The sequence below is a fragment of the Vibrio sp. 10N.261.51.C6 genome, from assembly GCF_041471785.1.
Lineage (GTDB): Bacteria > Pseudomonadota > Gammaproteobacteria > Enterobacterales > Vibrionaceae > Vibrio > Vibrio crassostreae_C.
Genome location: NZ_JBFRPB010000008.1, coordinates 51,943 through 74,757 on the forward strand (window position 1 = coordinate 51,943; position 22,815 = coordinate 74,757).

At 44.2% G+C, this 22,815-nt stretch carries 14 protein-coding genes, 1 pseudogene and 1 riboswitch; of the genes and pseudogenes, 7 read left to right on the top strand and 8 right to left on the bottom strand.

Annotated elements, in window-relative coordinates:
* The first annotated feature begins 226 nt into the window (after positions 1-226).
* Positions 227-418, top strand: a complete 192-nt coding sequence (locus AB4375_RS01775; RefSeq protein WP_046224581.1) for a hypothetical protein — start codon at positions 227-229, stop codon at positions 416-418.
* Positions 419-499: 81 nt separating this feature from the next.
* Here AB4375_RS01775 and recD read toward each other — a convergent pair whose 3' ends face one another.
* The 7 genes from recD to AB4375_RS01810 all read right to left on the bottom strand — a co-directional run bounded on the left by recD (position 500) and on the right by AB4375_RS01810 (position 15,792).
* On the bottom strand, positions 500-2,710 hold the full coding sequence (recD, locus tag AB4375_RS01780) for an exodeoxyribonuclease V subunit alpha (RefSeq protein WP_372050908.1): 2,211 nt from the start codon (positions 2,708-2,710) through the stop codon (positions 500-502).
* Complete coding sequence (gene recB / locus AB4375_RS01785; RefSeq protein ID WP_372050909.1) at positions 2,710-6,384, bottom strand: exodeoxyribonuclease V subunit beta; 3,675 nt, start codon at positions 6,382-6,384, stop codon at positions 2,710-2,712. Before recB ends, recD begins: the two co-directional genes overlap by 1 nt.
* Before the next feature lie 241 nt (positions 6,385-6,625).
* Complete coding sequence (locus AB4375_RS01790; RefSeq protein ID WP_372050949.1) at positions 6,626-6,787, bottom strand: hypothetical protein; 162 nt, start codon at positions 6,785-6,787, stop codon at positions 6,626-6,628.
* A 6-nt stretch (positions 6,788-6,793) separates the two neighbouring features.
* A complete protein-coding gene (gene recC / locus AB4375_RS01795; protein ID WP_372050910.1) occupies positions 6,794-10,270 on the bottom strand; it encodes an exodeoxyribonuclease V subunit gamma in 3,477 nt (1,158 codons plus the stop codon).
* Between the two features lie 205 nt (positions 10,271-10,475).
* The gene (locus tag AB4375_RS01800; RefSeq protein ID WP_102394079.1) at positions 10,476-12,821 is read right to left on the bottom strand and encodes a DUF2357 domain-containing protein; all 2,346 of its coding nucleotides are present in this window, start codon (positions 12,819-12,821) and stop codon (positions 10,476-10,478) included.
* A gap of 26 nt (positions 12,822-12,847) precedes the next feature.
* Entirely contained in the window at positions 12,848-14,710 is a 1,863-nt protein-coding gene (locus AB4375_RS01805) for an MrcB family domain-containing protein (protein ID WP_372050911.1), read from the bottom strand.
* A gap of 125 nt (positions 14,711-14,835) precedes the next feature.
* Positions 14,836-15,792 carry a TDT family transporter gene (locus AB4375_RS01810; protein WP_372050912.1) on the bottom strand — a complete coding sequence of 319 codons (957 nt, stop codon included), beginning with the start codon at positions 15,790-15,792 and terminating at the stop codon, positions 14,836-14,838.
* 208 nt (positions 15,793-16,000) lie between these two features.
* Here AB4375_RS01810 and AB4375_RS01815 point away from each other — a divergent pair, with 208 nt between their 5' ends.
* The 6 genes and pseudogenes from AB4375_RS01815 (at position 16,001) to dapD (ending at position 21,050) form a co-directional block, all read left to right on the top strand.
* Positions 16,001-16,897 carry a LysR family transcriptional regulator gene (locus AB4375_RS01815; RefSeq protein ID WP_136978973.1) on the top strand — a complete coding sequence of 299 codons (897 nt, stop codon included), beginning with the start codon at positions 16,001-16,003 and terminating at the stop codon, positions 16,895-16,897.
* Between the two features lie 88 nt (positions 16,898-16,985).
* The gene (locus tag AB4375_RS01820; RefSeq protein ID WP_008223840.1) at positions 16,986-17,279 is read left to right on the top strand and encodes a YebG family protein; all 294 of its coding nucleotides are present in this window, start codon (positions 16,986-16,988) and stop codon (positions 17,277-17,279) included.
* 155 nt (positions 17,280-17,434) lie between these two features.
* Positions 17,435-17,519: riboswitch (Fluoride riboswitch) on the top strand.
* Positions 17,520-17,713: 194 nt separating this feature from the next.
* Entirely contained in the window at positions 17,714-18,406 is a 693-nt protein-coding gene (locus tag AB4375_RS01825) for a hypothetical protein (RefSeq protein WP_372050914.1), read from the top strand.
* A 23-nt stretch (positions 18,407-18,429) separates the two neighbouring features.
* Entirely contained in the window at positions 18,430-19,419 is a 990-nt protein-coding gene (locus tag AB4375_RS01830) for a GGGtGRT protein (protein ID WP_372050916.1), read from the top strand.
* A gap of 197 nt (positions 19,420-19,616) precedes the next feature.
* Positions 19,617-19,760: pseudogene (locus AB4375_RS01835) on the top strand (MarC family protein); the annotation flags it as partial.
* A 258-nt stretch (positions 19,761-20,018) separates the two neighbouring features.
* Complete coding sequence (gene dapD, locus AB4375_RS01840) at positions 20,019-21,050, top strand: 2,3,4,5-tetrahydropyridine-2,6-dicarboxylate N-succinyltransferase (protein WP_017059885.1); 1,032 nt, start codon at positions 20,019-20,021, stop codon at positions 21,048-21,050.
* Between the two features lie 365 nt (positions 21,051-21,415).
* Here the strand turns inward: dapD and AB4375_RS01845 are convergent, their stop codons facing one another.
* On the bottom strand, positions 21,416-22,621 hold the full coding sequence (locus tag AB4375_RS01845; RefSeq protein ID WP_372050917.1) for a hypothetical protein: 1,206 nt from the start codon (positions 22,619-22,621) through the stop codon (positions 21,416-21,418).
* Positions 22,622-22,815 lie beyond the last annotated feature (194 nt).

Below are 22,815 nucleotides of genomic sequence, written 5' to 3' on the forward strand. Positions count from 1 at the left end.
TTTCTATATGAGATTTATTAACTATGCACTTTCACTCACACGTATAATTGTATAGAATTTAGACGCTTTAATAATCTTAACAAATGTTTTTATTGGAATTGCCATCTCGATAGTCATGTCGAACTCATTGAGGTGGTCACTGCACGGATTGCTATACCCGTTGACGGCCAGCACGCTAACATTAGCTCTGCTCGTTAATATAAACAGCAAAAAGAGCAATATTGATATGAGAACCATTGTTTGTAACTCGCTGCAAAGTTTTTGGGATATGGCTGATAACCAATTCTTAGAAGGGCTAGACGTACACTGCGTGTTCCCTGTTAGCGAGAATCTAAAAGAGTTTATTTTGAATTGCCAAGCAAAGTACAAGATAAACCACATATCGTTTACTCGAGCGTTTTTAGGCTCTGATTCCTAATAACGCTCAAAGCAACCAAGGATGGTTGCTTTGTGTTTGTCTAGCCCTAAGTTCAAAACCTTCTCTAGCCGTCCATAACGACTAATTCGTTAAGCGACTGCCTAAACCACTCACTCGCTCTGTTTTCACCTTAATCCCACGCTTCAACACATTTGTATCGCTGAACATCATCAGTCGTTTCTTCGCACGTGTAATACCTGTATAGATAAGCTCCCGCGTTAAAATAGGGCTGAAATCTGGCGGCAAGATCATTAAGGTCAGATCAAATTCACTACCCTGAGATTTGTGTATTGTCATTGCATAAGCCGTTTCATGATCGGGCACTCGGCTTGGTAGCACAGCTTTTACGCTGCCATCGGGCAACTCAAAATAGACCTTCAAACGAGGGGTTAAGTCAGGTTGACTAGAACCCGCCTCAAGCATACAGATACCAATATCACCATTGTACAAACCCAAGCCATGATCATTTCGCGTCACCATAACAGGACGTCCGTGATACCACAGCTCATCATTATGAGGGCTCACCAAACGCCTTGCGGCCAGTGCTCTTTCAATTCTGTGGTTGAGGCCTTTAACACCAAAATCCCCTTCACGAATGGAACACAACAGTCGGCATTGGCTGAACAAATCGAGTACCGATTTCGCTCTCGCTTCTTGAGTTTCTAACTCTTCCAACGGCACATTCATTCTATTGAGGTACGCACCATACTCGTTAACCAAAGTACGCAGCATCAGGTTATAGCTGTCACTCGACAGAGGGTGGTTTTCGATATCGCCAAAACCTTTGGCAAACACTTGGTCTACTTGATTCGCAGAACCATTATTGATTGCTTTTGCCAGCTGACCGATACCGGAGCGCGCATCGAAACGATAACTCTTCTGCAGCATACACAAGCTATCCGCAATCGCAGGCGGATTCACCGCTCCAGCTTTGTCTTGTCTTGGTTTAGCTATCGCATCAAAACCTGTCATCTCTGCAATCAAATTGCCTTGCGCTGTGCTGTACCCTGCAGAGTTGAATGAACAGATATCACCGAGCACAGCACCTGCCTCTACTGAAGCGAGTTGGTCTTTATCACCCAATAAGATGAGCCTTGCGTGCTCAGGAAGTGCATCCACCAGCTTATACATCATCGACAGATCAACCATTGAAGCTTCATCCACTACCAAGATATCAAGGTGGAGTGGATTGCGTCGGTTATGCCTAAACTCAGCACGGTTAGGAATCGCGCCGAGTAATCTGTGTAAGGTGCTCGATTCGGTCGGTATGTTGGCTTTCACTTCAGGCGCTAATGGCAGCTGTTCAATTGCTTTACCGATCGACTCGGTTAAACGCGCCGCCGCTTTACCCGTTGGTGCCACTAGCTTAATCGTTGGTGTTTTACCTTGGCTGAGAGATTGCTCGACCATCGCCGACAGTAATTTGGTTACCGTGGTTGTTTTACCAGTACCCGGCCCACCAGAAATCACCGCAAAACGACGACTCAACGCTACCGCTGCCGCGACCTTTTGCCAGTTCAAACAGACAGATAACGGCACGAGGCTATCCAGCGCATCTAAATCTGTCACTTGCTTGGCTTGAACAATCGCTTGGTCGATTGATCCCCAATCTAAAGCCTGCTCATTCACAATATCAAGATGGTCACACACCAATTGTTGGCGTAATACCTGAGACGTTTGTTGGCTTGCTTCAGCCTTGGCTAAGGCGTTAAACAGAAAATGATAGCTACGTGCAAAAAGCAGATTGAGCGTTTCAGTCAGCGCTTTTTTCTGCTCAGTATTGAACTCTACCGGCTTACTTAAACGGTTTAAGGTCTCAGCCAACACAACTTCGTAGTTCCAATAACGCTGTAAATAGACACGCTGCCCATCGAACATTAGAGGCTTAACACAATCGTTGGTCGTTCCCACTAAGTTTGATGATTGAAGCACAGCCACCCAATCAATACCCAACAGTTTTTGGTTCAATTGCAGTGCAGTTTCACCGTATAACCCAAGTAACTGAGCAAGATCTGCCGCTAGTTCAGGGCCTGTCGTATGCTGCTGTATAAGCTGAGTACAAATGTGTCCTTTGCCTAATTCATGGCTCACTACCCCCGCGAGAAAGCCGATCTCTTGAGGGTAGCTCGTGGCTTGCTGAGCAAGAAAACGGGCAAATTGATAATCCAACTGACGAATCGAACCCTTTTCTGCAAGAAACTTGAGCACATCCATTAACTGCTCAGGGATAAGTGAAACTGGCTTAACAGAGTTCGCTGTTTCTATGCTGGTATTAGTGGTCGTCGTTGTCATTATAAAAGCCCCATCTGTCCAGTTTCATTGTCATTCAATTGTGCTGAACGTCTGTCTATCACTTTACCGTCAATCAATTGATCCATTTCATCGAGCAAAGCCAGTGTTGGTTTGGCCGAGAAAACACCTTGTTGTGATTGGCCATCCATTCCTCTTAGGAACAAGTAATAAACCCCACCGAAATGTTCGTCATAACTGTAATCCGCAACGCGACTGCGTAGGAAGCGGTGCAGTGCCAGCGCATAGATTTGATATTGCAGATCGTAGCGGTGGTCGGCCATCGCCGATTTCAATGCTTCACCATGGTAGACGGCAACGTCATCACCTAGATGGTTCGATTTCCAGTCGAGTACATAGTATTTACCTTGATGCTCAAACACTAAATCGATGAAGCCTTTCAGCATGCCTTGTACAGTTTGAAAACCTAAGTCGCCGGCTTTTGCCGACAAGGGATCATGATACTGAATGGTTTGATTGAGCTCAGATGCGGCTAACACTTCGATCGGCAACAAGAACTCCATCTCGACTAAGCGTTGCGTTGAGTCTTTCTCGCTTAGTTTTAAGTTCTTACCATCCAACGCAGTGTTCAGCACCGTATCGACAAGCTGTTGCAGCACGGGTAACCACTCGAGTTCGTATTGCTCTGACTCTAATAAGTGAGTGATTACTTGCGTGTTATGCTCGCTGGTTGCTGGCTCGGTAAATTCAACATCCTCAAACAAGGTGTGCAAGAAGGTACCTGGACGAGCGCCACGAGGGAAGGTGAATATAGAACGTTCAGGTTCTATCAACTCAGACTCGTCTTGTTCATCCGCCGAATCAATATCAAAGCCAGACACCTCAATGGTCGCATCATGGCTTGCTCCGTGGCTGCCCTGTTTGACTAATCCTGAGTAACTGGTGATACGCCAAGCTCGGTCAATTGAAGCCTTGAGCTCACTGGCCTGTAAGTCGTCACTCACTTGTTCTGCTTGTACAAAAACTTGCTCGTGAGCGGTTGGTGTTTCAGACAGCAATACGCTTGAATTCTTACCCTCAATCGCTGACAGAGCTTGATGTAGCTCGGCGATGCCTTGCTCTTGTCCGTTTTGAACCAAGTAGCCCATCGCACTTAAGTGAACGCCTGTCGGTTCTTTGGTTGAACGCCCTTTACGCAGTGGCGCTATACCAATAAAACAGCCATAAACCGCACGAGTCAGCGCTACATAAACCAGGCGCAAATCTTCCGCTAGTCGTTCTTTATCGGCTTGCGCTAAGGCACTGTCGCTGCCAGTAATATCGAGTACTGTGGTGTCTGAATCATGGTCGTAGAACTTACCTTCACTCGCTTCACGATAGCTTGCAACGAACGGCAAAAATACTAAGTCATATTCCAAGCCTTTCGATTTATGAATGGTAACGATTTGAACCAAGTTTCTTTCTGATTCAAGGCGTTGAATGTCGTCGTCACTGCCACCTAAACCATTTTGTGCATCTGAGATTGCTTCAGCCAGCCAACGCAACAAGCCATAGTCACTGTCGAGTTCTTGTCTTGCTTGTTGCAACAATTCGCCAATGTGCATTAAATCAGTGAGTGAGCGCTCACCATTTTCTTCTTCCAGTAAGCGTTCTGCGAGATGTCGTTTACTGATCACGCTGCGAAGCATTGGCAACACGCCGCGCTGAAGCCACAACTTACGATATTCTCTAAACTCGTTAACGACGTTTTCCCACACCACTTCATCGTTGTTGAGTTCATCCAATGATGCGGCATCCAGAGCAAACAACTCCGACGCTAAACTGGCGCGTAATGCTCGGTCATTTTCAGGTGTCAGCACCGCCTGCAACAAACGTTGAATATCTTGTGCGACCAAGCTGGTGAACACACTGTCTCGGTTGGATAAATACACGCTCGCAATGCCTTGTTCCGACAACGCGTTCTTAATCAGACGACCTTCACTACCGGTTCGAACCAAAACAGCAATATCACCCGCATTCACGGCATGTTGTTTTTTGCCGTTATCAAAATAGGCTTGTTGATTTTGAGAAGCGGTCAGAATAGTTTGAATTTGACTCGCTGTCGCTTCTGCCATTGCCTTGTGATATTCACCTTTCGGCAATGGCTTATCTTCAGCCTCTTGCAGCCAAAAGGTAAGTGCGTGCTGAGTTTCTCCGTTCATCACCCATTGGCGGTTGTCAGCCGATGGACTGGCAGCGACGGGCAGAAATGGAATGTCTTGGTCGTAGATAAACGGGCTATCCGAATTCATAAACACTTGGTTTACCGCGCTGACCATATCAGCACTCGAACGCCAGTTAGTGCCTAACGTATAGTGAGCACTAACTTGGTTTCTTGCCCTAATGTAGGTAAAGATATCTGCACCGCGGAAACCATAGATAGCCTGCTTCGGGTCACCGATCATAAACAAGCCGCACTGCGGATTATCGAGGTAGATTCGGCTAAAAATACTGTATTGCAGCGGATCGGTATCTTGGAATTCATCGATCATCGCCACCGGGTATAAGGTACGGATTCTCTCCACCAGCAGTGACTGCTCATCGACATCGATCGACGCAGATAACTGAGTCAACAAATCATCAAATGATAACCACTGCTTTTGCTGTTTCGCCTTTGCTAGCATAGTTCGACAATGGGTAATCGCATGTGCCAGCAATGGAGCTTTCAAGTCGGCTGGGTGATTTAAGAAATCTTCAATCGCTTCGAAAACGGCATGCTGAGGTGCGACGCCTTTTGGTGTTTTTTCAATTAACGTTGCTTGCGAGAACTTCTCTAACTTATCTGGATATTGATAATCATGAGTGTCGCTCTGCGCCCATGCTGTCACCGCTTCTAACCATGTCGGCAGAGACTTCTTGGTGTAGCTACGTTTGTTCACATCCGAAGCAGAGATCAAAGCCAAAAAGTCCGCTTCGGATTCACACCATAGCGCTTTAAGTTGCTTCACTTTATCTAGGTTTTGGTTGTGCAGAGTTTGCAGGTCGCCCGACATCGCATCTACCGTCAATTTCAGCGGAGATCCTGTCAGATAACGATTTACGTCTGCTAATAACGCAGCCGGTGAACCCCAAATATTACGAACCTCACCAGCCAGTTGAATGGGCAGCGGGTAAAACTGTTTACGCCAATAGTCAGCAACTACTTGTGCTTTTAGGTGGCTTTCATCGGTCACAAATTCGTTATCAAAGCGGCTTCCAGACTCAAAAGCATTTTGAGTCAACATTCGCTGACAGAAACCGTGAATGGTGTAGACCGCGGCTTCGTCCATTTGCCTTTCGGCATTGAGCAGTGTTTTCGCAGCGCCAGCATGGTCTTCGATCTCTTGCAACAGAGGCGCAATCACTGGGTCATCACTTTGCCCGCGAGCAAACGCAATGCGTGCATCATGGATTCGTGCACGGATACGATCTCGCAGCTCTGCGGTTGCCGCTTCGGTAAAAGTCACCACCAGAATTTGATCTACGGTAAGTGGCTCATGATGTCGGGTAGCTTCTGTAAGCTCTCCTGTTGGTGCTGCCGTGCCGTGTCCGAGCAGTAAGCGTAAGTACAAGCCAGCGATGGTAAATGTTTTACCTGTACCCGCTGATGCTTCAATTAAACGCGCGCCATGAAGTGGAAACGTCATGGTATCGAGTGTCTGTGGAGCGATTACCTGAACACTGCTTGTGGTCGTCATGCCTTACTGCCTTCTGATAAATGTGTTGTTACAAATGTGACCTAGCGTGGAAAACGTCATTCAATTTACGTCCTACGCTAATTTGTTAATAGTTAGTGCGATCTCTCTCACGGATCAATTCGGATCGCCTCGCTACTATGCGCCCACGAGTTCAGGAGCGCGTACGAGTTTTGTACTTTATGGCGTTACTTTGAACCACAGAATAATGGTCCCTCTGACCTGTGGCCGTACAGCGAACGCCCTACACTAATAATGATTTACTGGCGGCCACTTTATTTCCTGTACCTTGCTTCTCTTCGCCTTGATTCCCTTCACCAGGAAAGCAAGCATCCCAAATGCTTACCAGCGACTCTCTTTCATCATTCATTAATTCAGCGAACCCGCGATTGATCTTGTCGATCACAGCCACTTACTCCTGATCTTCCAGATCGGCAGCCGCCAACCTTGCCGCCTGTAACACAAGCGTCGAATACATTCGCGACTCAGCAGCCAGCTCATCGTCCCATTTAGGCCAAATACGCGAGATGTAGGTATCTCGACCCTCGCCAGTGAAAGCGAAGCTGTCATTAAAAGTATCGGCCATTTTCTTAAGTGACTTCTCTTCATCATCGACCCATTTACCACGGCTAAAGCCCGCTTCAACGCCGGCCAATGCGGTTTTCGGGAAGTAAGGCAGTGGTGCAGTCATACCTTGATAAAACAGTCGTACTAACTCAGCTAATATACTCTTCGCTTGCTGCGCATCGCCGATAGGTTGTAGCGTTTGGTGAACCACGCCCTCTTTTCTGTCATAGCCAATAATATGGGTCGCTTTTCCGTGTCCCATAACAGCGCAGGATAGATGATCAATCCACGCAGCCAAGTAATCTTGAGAGCGTATTTTGCCGCTACGGAAACGCACTAGACCTGATTGATAGTTTTGAGTTAACCACCCCATCAAGCGAACAGGCTTACCTTCGCCTAACACGTCAAACTCGATATTCACTTCGAGATCTTGCTGCGGTGATCCGCTCACAAATCTAATCTCTTTGGCTAAGTCTTCCGCTTGAACACGATTGGTTTCAAATTCGATGTCACCAAAGGCGCCGACCGGTAATCGACCTTGGGCTTTTTGCTCAGAGACAAACAGTCGCACCGCTTCGTCTGCACCTTCTGGGTGGTCCAGCAACACTTGCAGCAGCGCATCTTTAAGCTGGAAGCTCTCTAGTCCATTGAGTACGAATGGCTCATCGTCTTCCATTACAGGAAGTGGCGGTTCAAACACCACTTTGAGACGGCGATTAAAGAAGTACTGCACTGGCAAACGCCAAAAACGCTGTAACTCAACCAGGTCCAATTCCAACGGGTACGTTGCCCCCAACAAATAGTCATCCAATGCACGATTGAATTCACCACTGCGCTCACCAGAACGATTTGCCGCAGGAAGCCATTCTTTGGCGTAGCTCAATACATGACCTGCATCACCTTGCGTAAAGGCTGCTGGGCTAAATGGTGTCATGGTGTGTTCAAAGCTGATTGCTTGAGTCAGTTTGATACCAGAATCATCACTTGGTAACGCTTGATCTGCACTTAGGCAGTAGTTCTGGTGGCAGTACTCAATCAACTCAGAAACCAATACCGACGGTACTCGCTCAGTATTATCTTGAATCGAGCGGCCGACATAACTGATGTATAAACACTCTTGCGCCGACAACATCGCTTCTAAGAATAGGTAACGGTCATCATCACGACGAGAACGATCACCAGGTCGAGTGCGCCCGTTCATCAGGTCAAAACCTTCTGGCGGCATTGAGCGAGGGTAAACCCCATCATTCATGCCTAACAAACAGACGGTTTTGAACGGAATAGAACGCATCGGCATCAAGGTACAAAAGTTAACTTGTCCCGCTAAGAAACGCTGACTGATACGGGCGCCCGACAGTTTATTGTTTAAGTACTGATAGATAATGCTTAGCGATAGTTCTTGTTCGTACAAGGCATCATCAAGCTGTTCATTCAGTTGAGAAAGTGCATCACGAATCGACTTAAGCACCACCTCGCCTTCTAGCTCAACGGCGAAGAAATCATCAATCATTTGCAGTAAGGTTTCACGCCACATATCGATGGATTGCGTCTCAGCAAGGCGTTGACGGTAATGGGCAATACGATCAATAAAGTGCGCTAACTTACCAGAAAGTTCGGCGTTAATGCCCTGAACTTCGTTATAAGCTGCAATTGGAGAGTGTCCAGTTTCAAACAAACCTGCGGAATCCGACATCGCATAACCCAGTAACATACGCTGGATACCAAATAGCCAAGTATTTTGCTCGGTGGCAGGCAAATCAAACTCTGTTGCCGTAGAAGAATCGACGCCCCAGCGGATACCCGCTTCTTCAACCCACTGCTTAGCTTGTTCAAATTGAAATTCATCAATACCGAAGCGTGCCATCATCGCTGGGATTTCTAATAGCTCTAGAAGTTCAGAAGCTAGACAACGCGTGTTCGGTAACGCGACCAACTGCATGAACGCGGTCAGAATTGGGCTTTCTTGGTCTGCAGTTCTATCAGAGATCGAGTAAGGGATATAACGCTCACCCGGAGCATTACCAAATACCGCCTGAATCGCTGGGCTATAAGCATTAATGTCAGACACCATCACGATGATATCGCGTGGCTTTAATGTTGGGTCTGCGTCAAACATTGCTAACAACTGATCATGAAGAACTTCAACCTCGCGCATTGGGCTGTGACAAGCGTGTACCGTCAACGAACGATCGCCCAGCTCAACCACTTGTTTATGGTTGCTGGAGTCTAAGATGTGATCGTCTTGGTGCTCTTCTAACTCAAGAATATCGGCTTGCAGTTGATGCAGCAGGCTGTCTCTCTCGACATCAATAAAGAACTCATGCTCTTCGCTGTCTGATTGAGACAGCAAGAACAGGTTATCTCTGCCCAGTTTACCCATAGACGCAAGTAAGCTATTACCGACCGCTTGGCTGGTATGCAGTTCGTCTTCAATATTGGCTTCAATGCCATCTTTTAATGGTGAGACTTCGCCTTCTAGCTGAGGTAAACCATCAACCAAAGCAAACTGCTTACGACGCTGCGCTTCCACTCTCGCCAAGTATTTACGGTCACGAATATCGCCCCAGTAATGTTGGCAAGGGTTGGTAAACATCAGGTGGACATCAATCTGCTCGCCAAGCGCTTTCAAGGCATCCATGTAGCGAGGAGGCAGTGACGAAATACCAAACACAAACAGACGTTTCGGCAGGTGTTGTAACTGGCCTTGTTGATTAGCTAACGCTTCAATGAAGTCGTGATACAAGTTACCACGGTGATATTTCGATTGGCCTTGAGAGAGCGTTTGATCGTAGAGTGCCTTCCACAAAATCGGCTGCCAAGGGTGCTCTTGTTGTCCTTCACTATCAATCAATTCTGCAACGGGTTCTCCCGCTTCCCACATCGCCATCCACTCAGGTCGATACACCAAGTAGCCATCGAAGATATCGGCAATTTTCTCGGCTAATTGATACAACTTAGAGCCGTCTTCGTCGTTTTCAAGATAGCGCTGTAGGGGTAAGAAATCAGGGTGGTCAAGTTTCGCGGGTAGCAAACTCATCAGCTTCCACGTCATCGCTTCTTTGTTAAAAGCACTGCGTTTCGGTACGTCAGGAAGCACTTGGGTAAACATATCCCAAATGAAGGTCGCTGGAAGAGGAAAATCGATATTTGCTGATACACCAAACTCTTTGGCGAGTTCCATCTTAAGCCATTGAGACATACCCGGGCTCTGAACCAAGATCTGCTCTTTTTCGAAAGGGTTGGCTAAAGGATCACTTTTGATTAAATGAACGAGAAGAATTTTTAAAGTATCGACTTTATTGGAATGGTAAACAGTAAACAAAGTGCACTCACGCTAATCTTGCCACAATATAAAGCCAGATTAGCATAAGTGCCGAGTTTGGATTAGGAATATAAGCTTATGAAATGCCAAAAACTTACTATCTATTGGTAGCTCAAGCTAAATCCTGTTAACTGCTTACCGTTATGCCGCTAAGTTGGATTTTATTTAAGCACAGAAACCCAATATCAGTAGCTGTAATTGTCAATTACCACGTTTTGTCTAGGTCAGCATAAAGCTGATAATCGCCCTTTATGTCATCCCAATGATGCAATTGATGCAATAATTCAGCTTTAGTTAACTTGAACCTAAAGTGTTCTTGGTAAGACTTCTCTATTGGCGTATTCAATATGATAGGCTCATCAGTAAACTCAAAAAACCAGTATAGGCCATCTTGTTGACTATCTTTACCCGTAAACTGTTGGCTTATTTTACTTCGTGGTAGCAACTTCACATTAGCCACACGATATAGATACTTTGAAAATTGACTATTATCAGTCACCTTATTACGAACAGTGATCAATAAATAACGAACTTCACGAACAATGTTACGGTGCACATTTTGGCGGTTGGTCGCTAATAGCTGTGTATGATACCCCTTAAGCTTGCCACTCCGAGCTAGATTCAAGTAACTATCATCACGACCGATTTCATTTAATGGAGCTACCATCGTCAGATCTTGATAACGAGCACTACAGCTTCCATAAGGTGCAATACGAGCTGAATCTTCGATGAAATAGTAGTCGTTACTTAACCTAGAGCGACTTGTAATACTCGCTCCTAATTTTTGCTGTAAGTAGTTTTTCAGCCACAAGTTATGACCCAATTGATTGTTAACACTTGGTAGCAGAGCAAACGCACCAATGCCAATTTGTTCGATAGCATCTTGGTAAGGGTTATGAGTATTCACTTGATCACAAAAACCTGGATATAAAGCAAAAGCGCCCATTACTGGTCGACTCTTAATCGGGTTTTCATTTTCTAATTTTTGCTGATGAATAATTGCATCACGGTAGCGGTGCATCTGGTTAATTGCATCTTCAGGTACAGCATCAAATCCCTTGTTATGAGCTTTGATTTGATAGTTATCGATTCGGTATTTAGCATCAAACAAAATGAGAAAGGACTCTTGATTTTCTAGTGTAACCTGCAGCACGATATCAGGCCGTTGATTTGCTGTCCAAGTGCGCTCTTTCTCTCCTTTAGGTGAAAAGGTCGGTTCATGAGCTAACTTGATAATCACTCCATCATCACGAGAAAACTCAAATGCAGCAGCCATTCCATCTTTACTAAATTGCTTTTCAAACTGCACTTGTTTTAACTTAGCTAACTCTCGCTTTATCTCTTTAAAACCAAGGCTTTTAATAACAGCCATAACTTCAACAAAACACCAAATTTCGTATAACTCAGCGACCGATTTAACCGACATATCCGTCTGATTTTTAGTATTATTTAAATAATATTTTAACTGCTGCCATGCTTTATAAGCTTTTGCATAGCCAGTGCCCTGTTGTAATACCTTCGACTCACCACCTTGCCCTTTGAAGGTACCAACTTCACGCCAAAGCTGATGCTTGCACATTTTGTTAAACGTATGCTGCCACGTTTGCACCTTTTGAATAAAAGAGCCTGACAATTGAGATTTTTCTGTGCGGGTAATAGTAGAAATTAAATGATGTAAATTATTAGCGACTTTATTAATAACCATTTTAATAAAACGATTTTCAGGCGTATCAATATGCAGTTTTTTAAAGCTAATAGGGAGTCTTGGGTTCGCCACTCCGCTTTGGATTAAATGTTGAGATTTTTCCGCCTGCTTTGGGTTCAATCGTTTATTAACCCGATCTAACTTTTGATACTTAGAAAAAGATTGCAGTCGATTATGAGGGGAGTTAATGACTTGCTTTACACCACTTTGCAGGTCTTCAACCAAACGCTGAAACTGAGCAAGCCAAAACAGTTCAAACTTTTCAGTACTGCGCTGTGATTGACTCACACCCTGATTTGTTTTGCTACTTAAGCTATAGCGCCAAAGAGGATAAATATCATCAATGGTACGATTAATCAAAGGAAGGTCTTGATCCATCACCATCTTTGTAGCAAAGATATTAAAGCTAACTTCAGCACTACAAAGCTTATCTCCCACTTGATACTCAATATTAAAACTGCAGTTACCGACATCATTACCAAAATTAATAGCAGCTTGTAGCCCATCACCATTTCGGGTTAGATGAAAAGCTTCTTCGATTAGACGATGCTTATGATTAACTGTTGCAGTATTCTTAATTACTGACCTTTCAAACTCAATATCAAACCAATACTGGCGATTTTCAAAAAAGAAAGGGGTAGCGATAGACGATGCACCCTCATCATCAAATGTAGCCGCTACTCCCCCCACACTAATCAATACAATATCACCAGAAGGCAATATCTGATCACGCTGTCTGTAAGTGTGCTCTAGTTTACTTAAAGGGCTATCAATATCATCACATGTAACATAAACCGTAAAATCATCATGTTTAGCTTTGATAGTCACACGCTTTTTCTTCACCATTTCTTACTGCTACCCTATCACCATTATTATGGCCAAAATGAGGTGAAGCCTGACTGCAACTTCGACTGCATATACTCAAGCTTAATCTTTGAGCGGCAGCTTACCTTGATTGGTGTGTCTTTATCTTCAATATTCTGACGCAATAAATCTGCACGTTCACCATCCCAAATAGCTTTTAAGGTGCTTTGATTTGATAGAACTTCTACTAACTTTTCTAATAGTGCACCGCCATCTTCCGTCGTCAACTTATCTTCATCACCTTCAACACGAGGTAATATCTTACACATTAAAAAGTCATCAAAAACAGCCGCTAATTCATCTTCATCCTTAGGAGAAAAACTAATGACTGATAAGCAAAGCTCGTTAAATGCGCGGTAAGCCAATTCAAATGCGGTACCTTTTAACACGGCATTTACTGATAAAAAGAACTCTTTCGTTTTCTCAGCAGTAGAATCAGCCTCAACTTTAGAGAACAGATCCAGCTTAGCTTGGCTATATATTGGATAACCTAAGGTTAATGGTTGTTTCTTCGCTTCAAAAAATTCATCTATGTCATTAGGAAAAAATTCTCCAAAATCGATACTCAATGCGCGGTCAATAACTTTACGAGAAAAGCCATGGGTCGTTTCATCCATATTAACCGTTCCGGCTACAATCAAGTTAAATGGAATCCCCAGACCGTACTGACAGAACAACTGCCATAGTTCATCATATTTATCATCATCAAAGCCTAAGCTTGAACGCAGCTTTCTATCGTAAACTTCATCTGTATCACCTTTCTCATCAGCTAACCCTAACGCTAATGGCTTCAGTAATGGATCGCTAGAGTAGATGAATTGGTCGTTGTCCCAACTCCAACTTCTCGTCTCTAGTACTGATAAATAATCTGCAAAGTACTGCTCAACTGGAGCAAGATTCATCTCATCTAAACAGAGCCAATAAGGTCGTACTTTTTGTTGAGTTTGACTATCACCAGTGACCACCAAACATTCTCCACGCTGTTCATTAGAGTGAACCTGAACACTTAAACCACTATCAAAGATTCCACGCCAAGCTTTTGCGATGAACTGCAACACATCAGTGGTGATGTATTCCGCTTGACCATCTTTTGATAAGCGTGAGACATACCCCAATAAGTCGCTTGGTTCATGCCAATCAGGACGCACGGAAGTTAGGCAATAGGTTTCATTCAATGAACCTGTCGCTTCTACTTGTTTACGAACAAAGCGAGTCTTACCCGTTCCTGAAATACCGGCTAAAAGAAGGAATGGTTTAGATAAGCATTGCCGCTCTACGAAAACTGTAGGTTCTACAGGCTCATTACGTGTATTAATACCTGCATATAGTTCTAAAAGCTCTTTGATGTCAGATATTAAAGCATCATTATCTGGCATCTGGTCTGTCGGATAAAACTTAGCACCGGCAGAAGCCCACTCATAAGACTGACCCAATGTAGTATTCGATCGTAACTCAACTGTCTGATCCCATTGCATAAGCTGTTGGTTTGAGGTACGTATTCTATCTCGCATCTCTTTTGCTTTTTGCTTCGCTAAGGTTGTCCCATATTTGCTTTTTAACTCTGTGGTTCCGAAACCTAACGACAAGTAAACCCCAGAACCATCTGAGCGAAACAAATAAACAGGATATACACCTGATTGTGTTGAAGTTGTAATTTTTGAGTCGAGGATGGATAACCAAGCGACATCGGCCCAATTACCGGCTCCGGCACTCGCTTTCATCAGAAATCGTTCATCAAGATCCAATTCAGCCTTTAAACATGAAGTTAGATCTTTCCTTAGTAACTTAGCAATAGGGTGACTAGAAAATGGCTCTGTCTTTGCTTGCACCCAGTTACTTGCTATTTCTGATAATAGAGCCCTTAACTTCATAAATTCACCTTCATTTGACAACTCGAAGCTTATCGATTAAATCTTAGCTATTAATTCATGTACACTCTTTGAATTATACTTTTCAAACCATCTAATTGATATTAAAAACAAAGTAGACTAATCGTCTATTTCATCGACAAACGCATTGAAAACATTATGGTTTTGACAGGTCGATAGAAAGCTAAATACCTGATCACAACATAGCTCACCACCAATGTTGCGACCACCAGTTCCAGTACTGCAAGAGCATGGACTTGAGTTATGTATTGGCTTGCAATGTCGACACTTTCCATCCAAGCCGCCAATTTAAACAGTGCCGTCGCACCAATCACGATTGGGAAGGTAAACGCTGCATAACCAGGGCTAAATGGAAGACGAAGTAGTTTGAAAAACGCCATATAGATAATGAACGTCATCAACACTGCAATACCAAATAGTAAACCAATGATCACAGGTGAAGGGTTAGCAGTAACGGTTAAGTAACCCGCCAAAGATAGGCTTGCCGGTGCTGCCATAATCGCAATCGTTGGTTTTGCAGCATCTGGCACTTCGTGAGAGAAGATCAAACGGTAAACCATGATTGGTAGCATTACTGCGTAAACCAATAAGCCGAATACCAAAGTCGCGTTAGCTACTGGCTCTAAAACTGGATTACCTGAGAAAGAGACGTCAGCGACGATAATACCGATCGGTGGCACAAACCAGCTTGGCACCATGTGGTGAATCTCAAAGTTTTTAGCTCTGTGGTACAAAAAGCTCATTAGAAACACAACATGCAAAGCCACAGAAGCCAACCACATAGCTTCTTGTAAGAATTGAGAGATTGGCGCCAAAGACGCTGACACCACCATGCACCCCATTGCAAATGTTGGTACCACACTGCCGACAACAGGGTGAGCAAGATCTTCACGCAATAGGTGACCATGAATCAAAAATTTCACAGCTAAAACAAGAAGTAATACCGCCGCAATGCCAGCACTGATCCACTGCACCAAACCCGGTGTGTGTAAGATACCTTGTGCGACTAGAACACCATCCCAACACCAGCCTAAGCTTGCAATTGCGAGTGCTAACCCTGCCATGGGTGTTGGAGCTCCTGTTAATCTATATTTAATACGTTGAATCATGTCAGCCTCTCTTAAACCTAATTCACTAAACTTGTGAACTCATCAGCTTGTTGAAGCCATAATACGCTTGCGCTTCGTTAAACAATATCCAATTATATATAACAAGTGTTCATCAATACTGAACAGAATCCATTTTCACCAGCAGAGTAAAACTAGGAATCTGATGGCTAATATTTCAATAAAACAGCTCAAAGTGTTCGTCACTATTACTCAGCACTCGACATTGACTGCTGCCTCTGAGGCTCTGTTTCTGTCTAAAGCTGCGGTCAGCATGGCACTAGGCGAAATGGAGAAACAACTCGGCCACTCTCTATTTGACCGGGTCAACAACCGATTAATTCTCAACCAAGAGGGACATAAGTTACTTCCATTGGCGGATGAAATATTACATCGTGCTGCTGGTATTGATGTTTTGTTCCGTGATGATCAGCCTTTAAGTGGCAATCTAAAGGTCGGCGCGAGTGACACGATTGGTAATCAGGTCGCACCGTTTATTTTGTCAGGCTTTCGCGAACGAACTCAACATCAGGATCAAAGCTTGTTCATTTCAAACAGTGCACTGATCTGCCAAAAGTTGGTGGATTATGAACTTGATATCGCGCTAATTGAAGGAAAAACATTACACCCTGAACTCATTTCGAGTCAGTTTAGCAGCGATGAAATGTGCATTATTGTTAGTAATCAACATCCTCTCGTTGCCAAAGAAAAAGTGATTTTAAGCGATTTAGAAGACAGCCATTGGATTTTACGTGAATCAGGCTCAGGGACTCGCGAGTTTTTCCTTCGTGCCGTCGCACCGCGCATCGAACATTGGTATGAATCTTTTGAACTCAACACCACAGAAGCAATCATCAACTCTGTTTCTGCCGGTCTTGGCTTTGCCTGTTTGTCTCGTTTAGCTGCTCAGCGAGCGATCGATTCAGGCCGAGTAAAAGCGCTTAATGTGCCACTTGATATGAAACGCCGATTCTGGATGCTGGTCCATAAAGACAAATATCAAAGCCCACTGCTGAAATCTTTCATGAGTTATTGTGAATACTGGGCGGCACATCAAGATTGAGGCCGCATAGTACGGGCTCCAACTGGACTTTTAACATCAGAAACTGTATAAAAAGCCAGTAAAATTTATCAAACTTAGAGGATTAACCATGGCTGTTATCGTCAAGTACGTGGTGGAACGCAACGGAGAAGAGAAAATGACTTTTACCTCTAAAGCCGAAGCTGACGCATACGACAAAATGCTGGATATGGCTGATGAGCTTTTTGAACTGTTAGGCAAAAGCGATTTAGTTGAAGATGAAGGCAAGCAAGAAGAACTTGCAATGTACCTAGCGAAGAACAAAGAAGAAGTTCTTTACGCATTAGGTGCTAAGCGTAAGCCAGCTCCGAAAAAAGCTAAGAAGCTTGAAGCTGTTGAAGACGCAGAAGAAGATGCAGCTTAACTAGCTGATACCTTTCTAAAAAACGTCAATGACGCCTCTAATCAGAGTTCGTTATTGGCGTTTTTTTATACTTATCGAAATATAATGAAGCTTGTTTATAGTCGAAATCGCTCTAAACATTCGCTTGCATGAAAGTGTGAGGAAGATCTAATCTATAGCCATCAGGTGATGGGGTTCCACCTAAGCTTTTGCTTCAACCGCCCGTTCTTTCCGAACAGTGCTAATGACTCCTACAGAATCGAAAACAGGTAATACTGTTGGACGTATCGCTATTCCTCCATTTTGAAATGGACTTAGTCTATTAAGACCAAGTTCCATGACACCTTTGGATTATCGATACTCAAGATCTGTAGTGAATTAGCCGCACCTCTTCCAACACGTCCTGTTTTCTCAACGCCCTAGGCCTTAAATGGCTCTATAAGTGAGAAAACATTATGCACTACTCTTCAGAAATTCAATCAATGTGCCCTATCCAAAGGGGTGATCTACACACTTCAGCACCAATTCCAGTTGAAGGCGCTATGGTTAGTCCAAAAGATGTCATCGCTATTTCTGGCTTAAGCCATGGCGTCGGTACTTGTGCACCACAACAAGGTGCAGCAAAACTAACGCTGAACGTAAAAAACGGCATCATCGAAGAAGCCCTAATCGAAACGATTGGTCGTTCAGGCATGACTCAATCAGCCGCGATGGCAGCCGAAATCCTCACCGGAAGAACCATTCTTGAAGCCCTAAATACTGACTTAGTGTGTGACGCTATTAACGTAGCCATGCGTGAAATCTTCCTGCAGTTTGTTTACGGTCGAACTCAATCAGCTTTCTCTGAAGGCGGTCTAGAAATTGGCGCTGCATTAGAAGACTTAGGTCAAACACAGCGCAGCCAAGTGGGTACCAGTTACTCAACCGCTGCAAAAGGCGTACGTTACCTAGAGCTTGCAGAAGGTTACGTAACCAAACTTGCACTTGATGATCACAGCGAAGTGATTGGCTACGAATATCTCAACCTCGGAAAAATGATGAAGGCGATTAACCAAGGCGTGCCAGCGAATGAAGCGGCCGACCTTGCGACAGGGACCTATGGCCGCTTCGATGAAGCCGTTGCCACCATTAACCCACGCCAACAGTAATTTTGCCAATTTAGAGGAAAGATATGATGAACACTCAATTTAATGAATCAGTAACTCGCGTATTGGCAGAAATGAACTTCGACTCTTTAGAGCAAGCTGACCAATACTGTAAAGCCCACAACGTTGATCCAAAAGCGCTAGTGATGGATACCCAACCTATCGCTTTTGAAAGCGCTGCCGATGCCTATATCCTTGGCTCAGCACTGGCGCTATTTCGTAAAGCCACCAGCGCAGAACAAGCCGCTAATATTATTGGTGAAGGCCTCCAAGCATTCACCAAACCCGGCAGTGTTGCTGAACAACGCCAAGTCGGGATCGGCCATGGCGCGCTAGCCGCTCGTCTTCTCAATGAAGAGAGCCACTACTTCGCCTTCCTTGCGGGTCACGAGTCTTTTGCTGCAGCAGAACGTGCGATTAAAATTGCGCTAAACGTCAACAAATCACGCAAAAACCCATTGAAAGTGATCTTAAATGGCCTAGGTAAAGATGCGGCTTATCTTATCTCTCGCATCAACGGCTTCACTTACGTGCGCACTCAATACGATTACCAAACAGGTGAACTTGTTGAAACTGAGCGCCGCCGTTTCTCACAAGGCCCTCGCGGCGACATCTTGTGTTACGGCGCTGATGACGTACGTGAAGGTGTAGCGATCATGCACAGAGAAGAAGTGGATGTGAGTATCACGGGTAACTCAACCAACCCAACACGCTTCCAACACCCAGTAGCGGGTATCTACAAAGCAGAACGCACTCGCCAAGGTTTGCCATACTTCTCAGTTGCTTCAGGTGGCGGTACAGGTCGAACATTGCACCCAGATAACGTAGCAGCAGGCCCAGCGTCTTACGGCATGACCGATACCATGGGCAGAATGCACGCTGATGCTCAGTTCGCAGGTAGCTCTTCAGTTCCTGCTCACGTGGCGATGATGGGCTTCATCGGCATGGGCAACAACCCAATGGTCGGATCGACGGTTGCATTGGCTGTGGCAGTGAGTGAATCTCAACACGCATAACGACAAAGTGAGTCCCACAATCTGCCTGTTATGTAGAGTCTGTTAGTTGAGAATCAAGCAATAACGGACGACTAAAACTCTACACCTATCACTAAAACCAAACAGCCAGCCTTATGCTGACTGTTTCTTATTCACACTTGCTCTACTATCTATTTCTAATAATTATTTGTATCTAAGATTAAATACATTCTGCTGTCGTATTTGGCGAGCGCTTCGTTAAAGCCGTTGGACCAAGCGCACTGAACGTGATTACTCGAATGATGGGGTTGATACTCGCGGTAATCGGTATGCAGATGTTGATTGAAGGGATTGAGCAAGCTTATAAGGCACTGTTTATCTAAAGAGGGGATTCACAGGAGAATGTTGATTAACGCACCAATCAATTTGTGTTGATCTGCAGTGTTTTCTCATTGCAGAAAACTATCTCTCAAAAGACAAGCAATATCATTTTACAGACTTTATCCCGATACGCCCTTTCATAACGAGGGCGCTCTCTTTATGATGAACGCAATTAAATTAACTTTGCTAACGGCAGCGCTTGTTATTCGAGCCGTTGTTTTGGAATAGCAAAATCAAGACTCAACACATGGAGATTCAACATGGCTTATTTTTCACTAGCCTTCGGTACGGCAACCAAAAATCGCGACAATAAAATCATTGAAGCGTTCTTCCCTAACCCGCTTCTAAACCCAAGCGACGCTCTTGTAGCAGCTGTAGCTGAAGTGTCAGGTTACGCTGAAGGCAACCAAGCTATCGAAATCTCTGCTGCACAAAGCGCAGAACTGGCGAAAGCATTCGCAGCAAACGATGATGCAGCTAACGCATCTTTCGCAGAAAAAGCGGCAGCGTCTGAACAGCCACTTGTTCTTGTTGTTCTTGCTACTGACGAGAAGCCAGCATCAGTTGCTGAAGGCTTCCTAAAGCTACAACTTATCTCTAACCGCCTAGTACAACCACACGGTACGGTACTGGACGGCATCTTCGGTCTACTGCACAACATCGCATGGACAAACGAAGGCCCTATCGACCTACCTGAGCTGGCTGAGCGTCAAATCGAAGCTCGCCTTGCAGGTCGTGCTCTGTCTGTAGATTGCGTAGACAAGTTCCCTAAAATGGTGGACTACGTAGTACCAACAGGTATTCGTATTGCTGACACTTCTCGTGTTCGTCTTGGCGCACACGTAGGCGAAGGCACAACAGTAATGCACGAAGGTTTCATCAACTTCAATGCTGGTACAACTGGCGTGAGCATGGTTGAAGGTCGTATCTCTGCGGGTGTTGTTGTAGGTAACGGTTCAGACATCGGCGGCGGCGCTTCTATCATGGGTACTCTGTCTGGTGGCGGTACGATGGTTATCTCTATCGGCGAAAACTGCCTACTAGGCGCAAACGCTGGTCTTGGCTTCCCTATGGGCGACCGTTGTACGGTTGAGTCTGGTCTTTACGTGACTGCGGGTACTAAGGTTCGCATGTTAGATAAAGAAGGCAACGAAGTAGAGATCATTAAAGCTCGCGATCTAGCTGGCGTTTCTGATCTTCTGTTCCGTCGTAACTCAATCACTGGCCAAATTGAATGTCTTGCGAACAAGTCTGCTGTTGAGCTAAACAGCGAACTACACAGCAACAACTAATCTAAGCGCTAGATGCTAGATGCTAGATGCTAGATGCTAGAAAATAATAAGCCGCTGGGGTTCAATCCAGCGGCTTTTTTGTATGTTCTGGGAATCATTATTGCCCCATTGTTGGTTAGAGTTCGAGATAGTAAATATCGTGTTTATATATATTAACCCTATAAGAGGTAATCCGACCGAGTCTACCCTTCAGAATTTCTCAGATATGCAGTATCGACCATAGGGATATTTAAAACTTTTGAGTTAATTTTATGCGGTGAAGAAAGGCGTTACTATATATGGAGTACTTTTGGTACTTTAGCTGAGAATTCATGCCGCCTAGCATGTTCAAATAGCAAGGCGGCAATAGACTTTTGAACGAAATGTTAGTTCGCTTCGACGCCATTGATGAATGTCTTCCCAAGTGATTGCTTGATCGTTGTGGTGTAGTTACCTGACTCTTCTTCGTTCCACAGTCTGTCCAATGCGTTTTGGTTGATTTCAAGTAATTTAACTAGCTTTGGTGTGATAGTGACATTGAAGTCAACTTTAAGGGACTTCTCAAATGCCTCTTCTGATTCTCGGTTAGTTAAGCCTTTATAATTTTTAGGCATTATTTCAATTTCTCCATCGGAACTTGAGTCATTAACGAAGATGTTGATATTCTCGAATTTGATCCCATTACCTATTATGGATTTAAAAGCAGCCTCAATTGTTTCCTCTGTAGGATTTCTTTCAATCAAACCGATGAAGCTATTAAGCTCTTGAGTATTAACTCCTTTAATCTCACCACTTAAGCCAAGTTTGTTCGATAGTTGGGTGATGTTTGGAGATTGAAGATCTAGTGAGTCAACTTTCCAATCAAGCTTCAGGCTCGTATTGTCTTCAATTGTAATTGCTGAATGCAACTTCGCGTCTTTGAAGCTAAATCCACCAGATCGATCGTTGAAACCTCCATCATTTGCAATTATTTCAGTATTATGGGTGTCATTAGTGATATTTGACTTAAGCTCAATGCCGTTTATATAGGCCTGTTCTCTTCTTTCAGAGATTCTAATTCCGTCAATTTTTGTGGATGTAGTGAAGGCTTCTTTATTGCCTTTAAACAGAATCTCAACATCGCCAAGTTTGAAGTTGCTTGAGCGGCCTGTATTGATTTCTCCAAGTGAGAAGTTGCTTTGTAGATCTAAAGACTGATTGCTGGTATCGAATGTGTATTTTATGCTTTCATTTAAGCTTGCTACCTCTCTGATTAACGTTGAGGTAAGTCCTTTATCCTTCGGGAGACTAAAATTACCTTCAACGCTAAGTCCGAATGGCGCAACCGTTGCTGTGTGGCTTAGGTAGATTGGTTCAGGAAGTCTTTTTGAACCATTGTTTATGTAGATAGCGAAATTCTGCTTGATATTGTTATTGTTGATTTCCGTATCGATCAGTTGGGCATCAATGAATTGGTTTTTTAGTCCAATTAGTGAGCTTTCAACTTCACTGGTCACAGTTTCTGCTGCATTCTTAATCAACATGTTATTGGCAACCAAGGCACCACCACCGATGATCGCTGTACAGCTGATTGCAATTAAAGTTTTTTTCATCTTTGCCTCTGATAAATATAGGAATCAATTAGTTATGCTATTTTATATGAATTCAGTTGCTTTCGCACCATAAACCAATTCTTCCCATTAGCGCTCAACAATTACTTTGTTATACCTGTAGTTATTCATTAAATACTAATTTAGAAAAGTCACTGACACGGAATTGTCCAAAAGTTTGTTATACACACATCCAC

Bases quoted from the DNA above. Each gene is read 5' to 3' on its own strand.
- AB4375_RS01845 (WP_372050917.1), bottom strand. From the start codon at position 22,621: ATGAAAAAAACTTTAATTGCAATCAGCTGTACAGCGATCATCGGTGGT.
- dapD (WP_017059885.1), top strand. From the start codon at position 20,019: ATGGCTTATTTTTCACTAGCCTTCGGTACGGCAACCAAAAATCGCGAC.
- AB4375_RS01810 (WP_372050912.1), bottom strand. From the start codon at position 15,792: ATGGCAGGGTTAGCACTCGCAATTGCAAGCTTAGGCTGGTGTTGGGAT.
- AB4375_RS01820 (WP_008223840.1), top strand. From the start codon at position 16,986: ATGGCTGTTATCGTCAAGTACGTGGTGGAACGCAACGGAGAAGAGAAA.
- AB4375_RS01830 (WP_372050916.1), top strand. From the start codon at position 18,430: ATGATGAACACTCAATTTAATGAATCAGTAACTCGCGTATTGGCAGAA.
- AB4375_RS01805 (WP_372050911.1), bottom strand. From the start codon at position 14,710: ATGAAGTTAAGGGCTCTATTATCAGAAATAGCAAGTAACTGGGTGCAA.
- AB4375_RS01815 (WP_136978973.1), top strand. From the start codon at position 16,001: ATGGCTAATATTTCAATAAAACAGCTCAAAGTGTTCGTCACTATTACT.
- recB (WP_372050909.1), bottom strand. From the start codon at position 6,384: ATGACGACCACAAGCAGTGTTCAGGTAATCGCTCCACAGACACTCGAT.
- recD (WP_372050908.1), bottom strand. From the start codon at position 2,710: ATGACAACGACGACCACTAATACCAGCATAGAAACAGCGAACTCTGTT.
- AB4375_RS01775 (WP_046224581.1), top strand. From the start codon at position 227: ATGAGAACCATTGTTTGTAACTCGCTGCAAAGTTTTTGGGATATGGCT.
- AB4375_RS01825 (WP_372050914.1), top strand. From the start codon at position 17,714: ATGCACTACTCTTCAGAAATTCAATCAATGTGCCCTATCCAAAGGGGT.
- AB4375_RS01800 (WP_102394079.1), bottom strand. From the start codon at position 12,821: ATGGTGAAGAAAAAGCGTGTGACTATCAAAGCTAAACATGATGATTTT.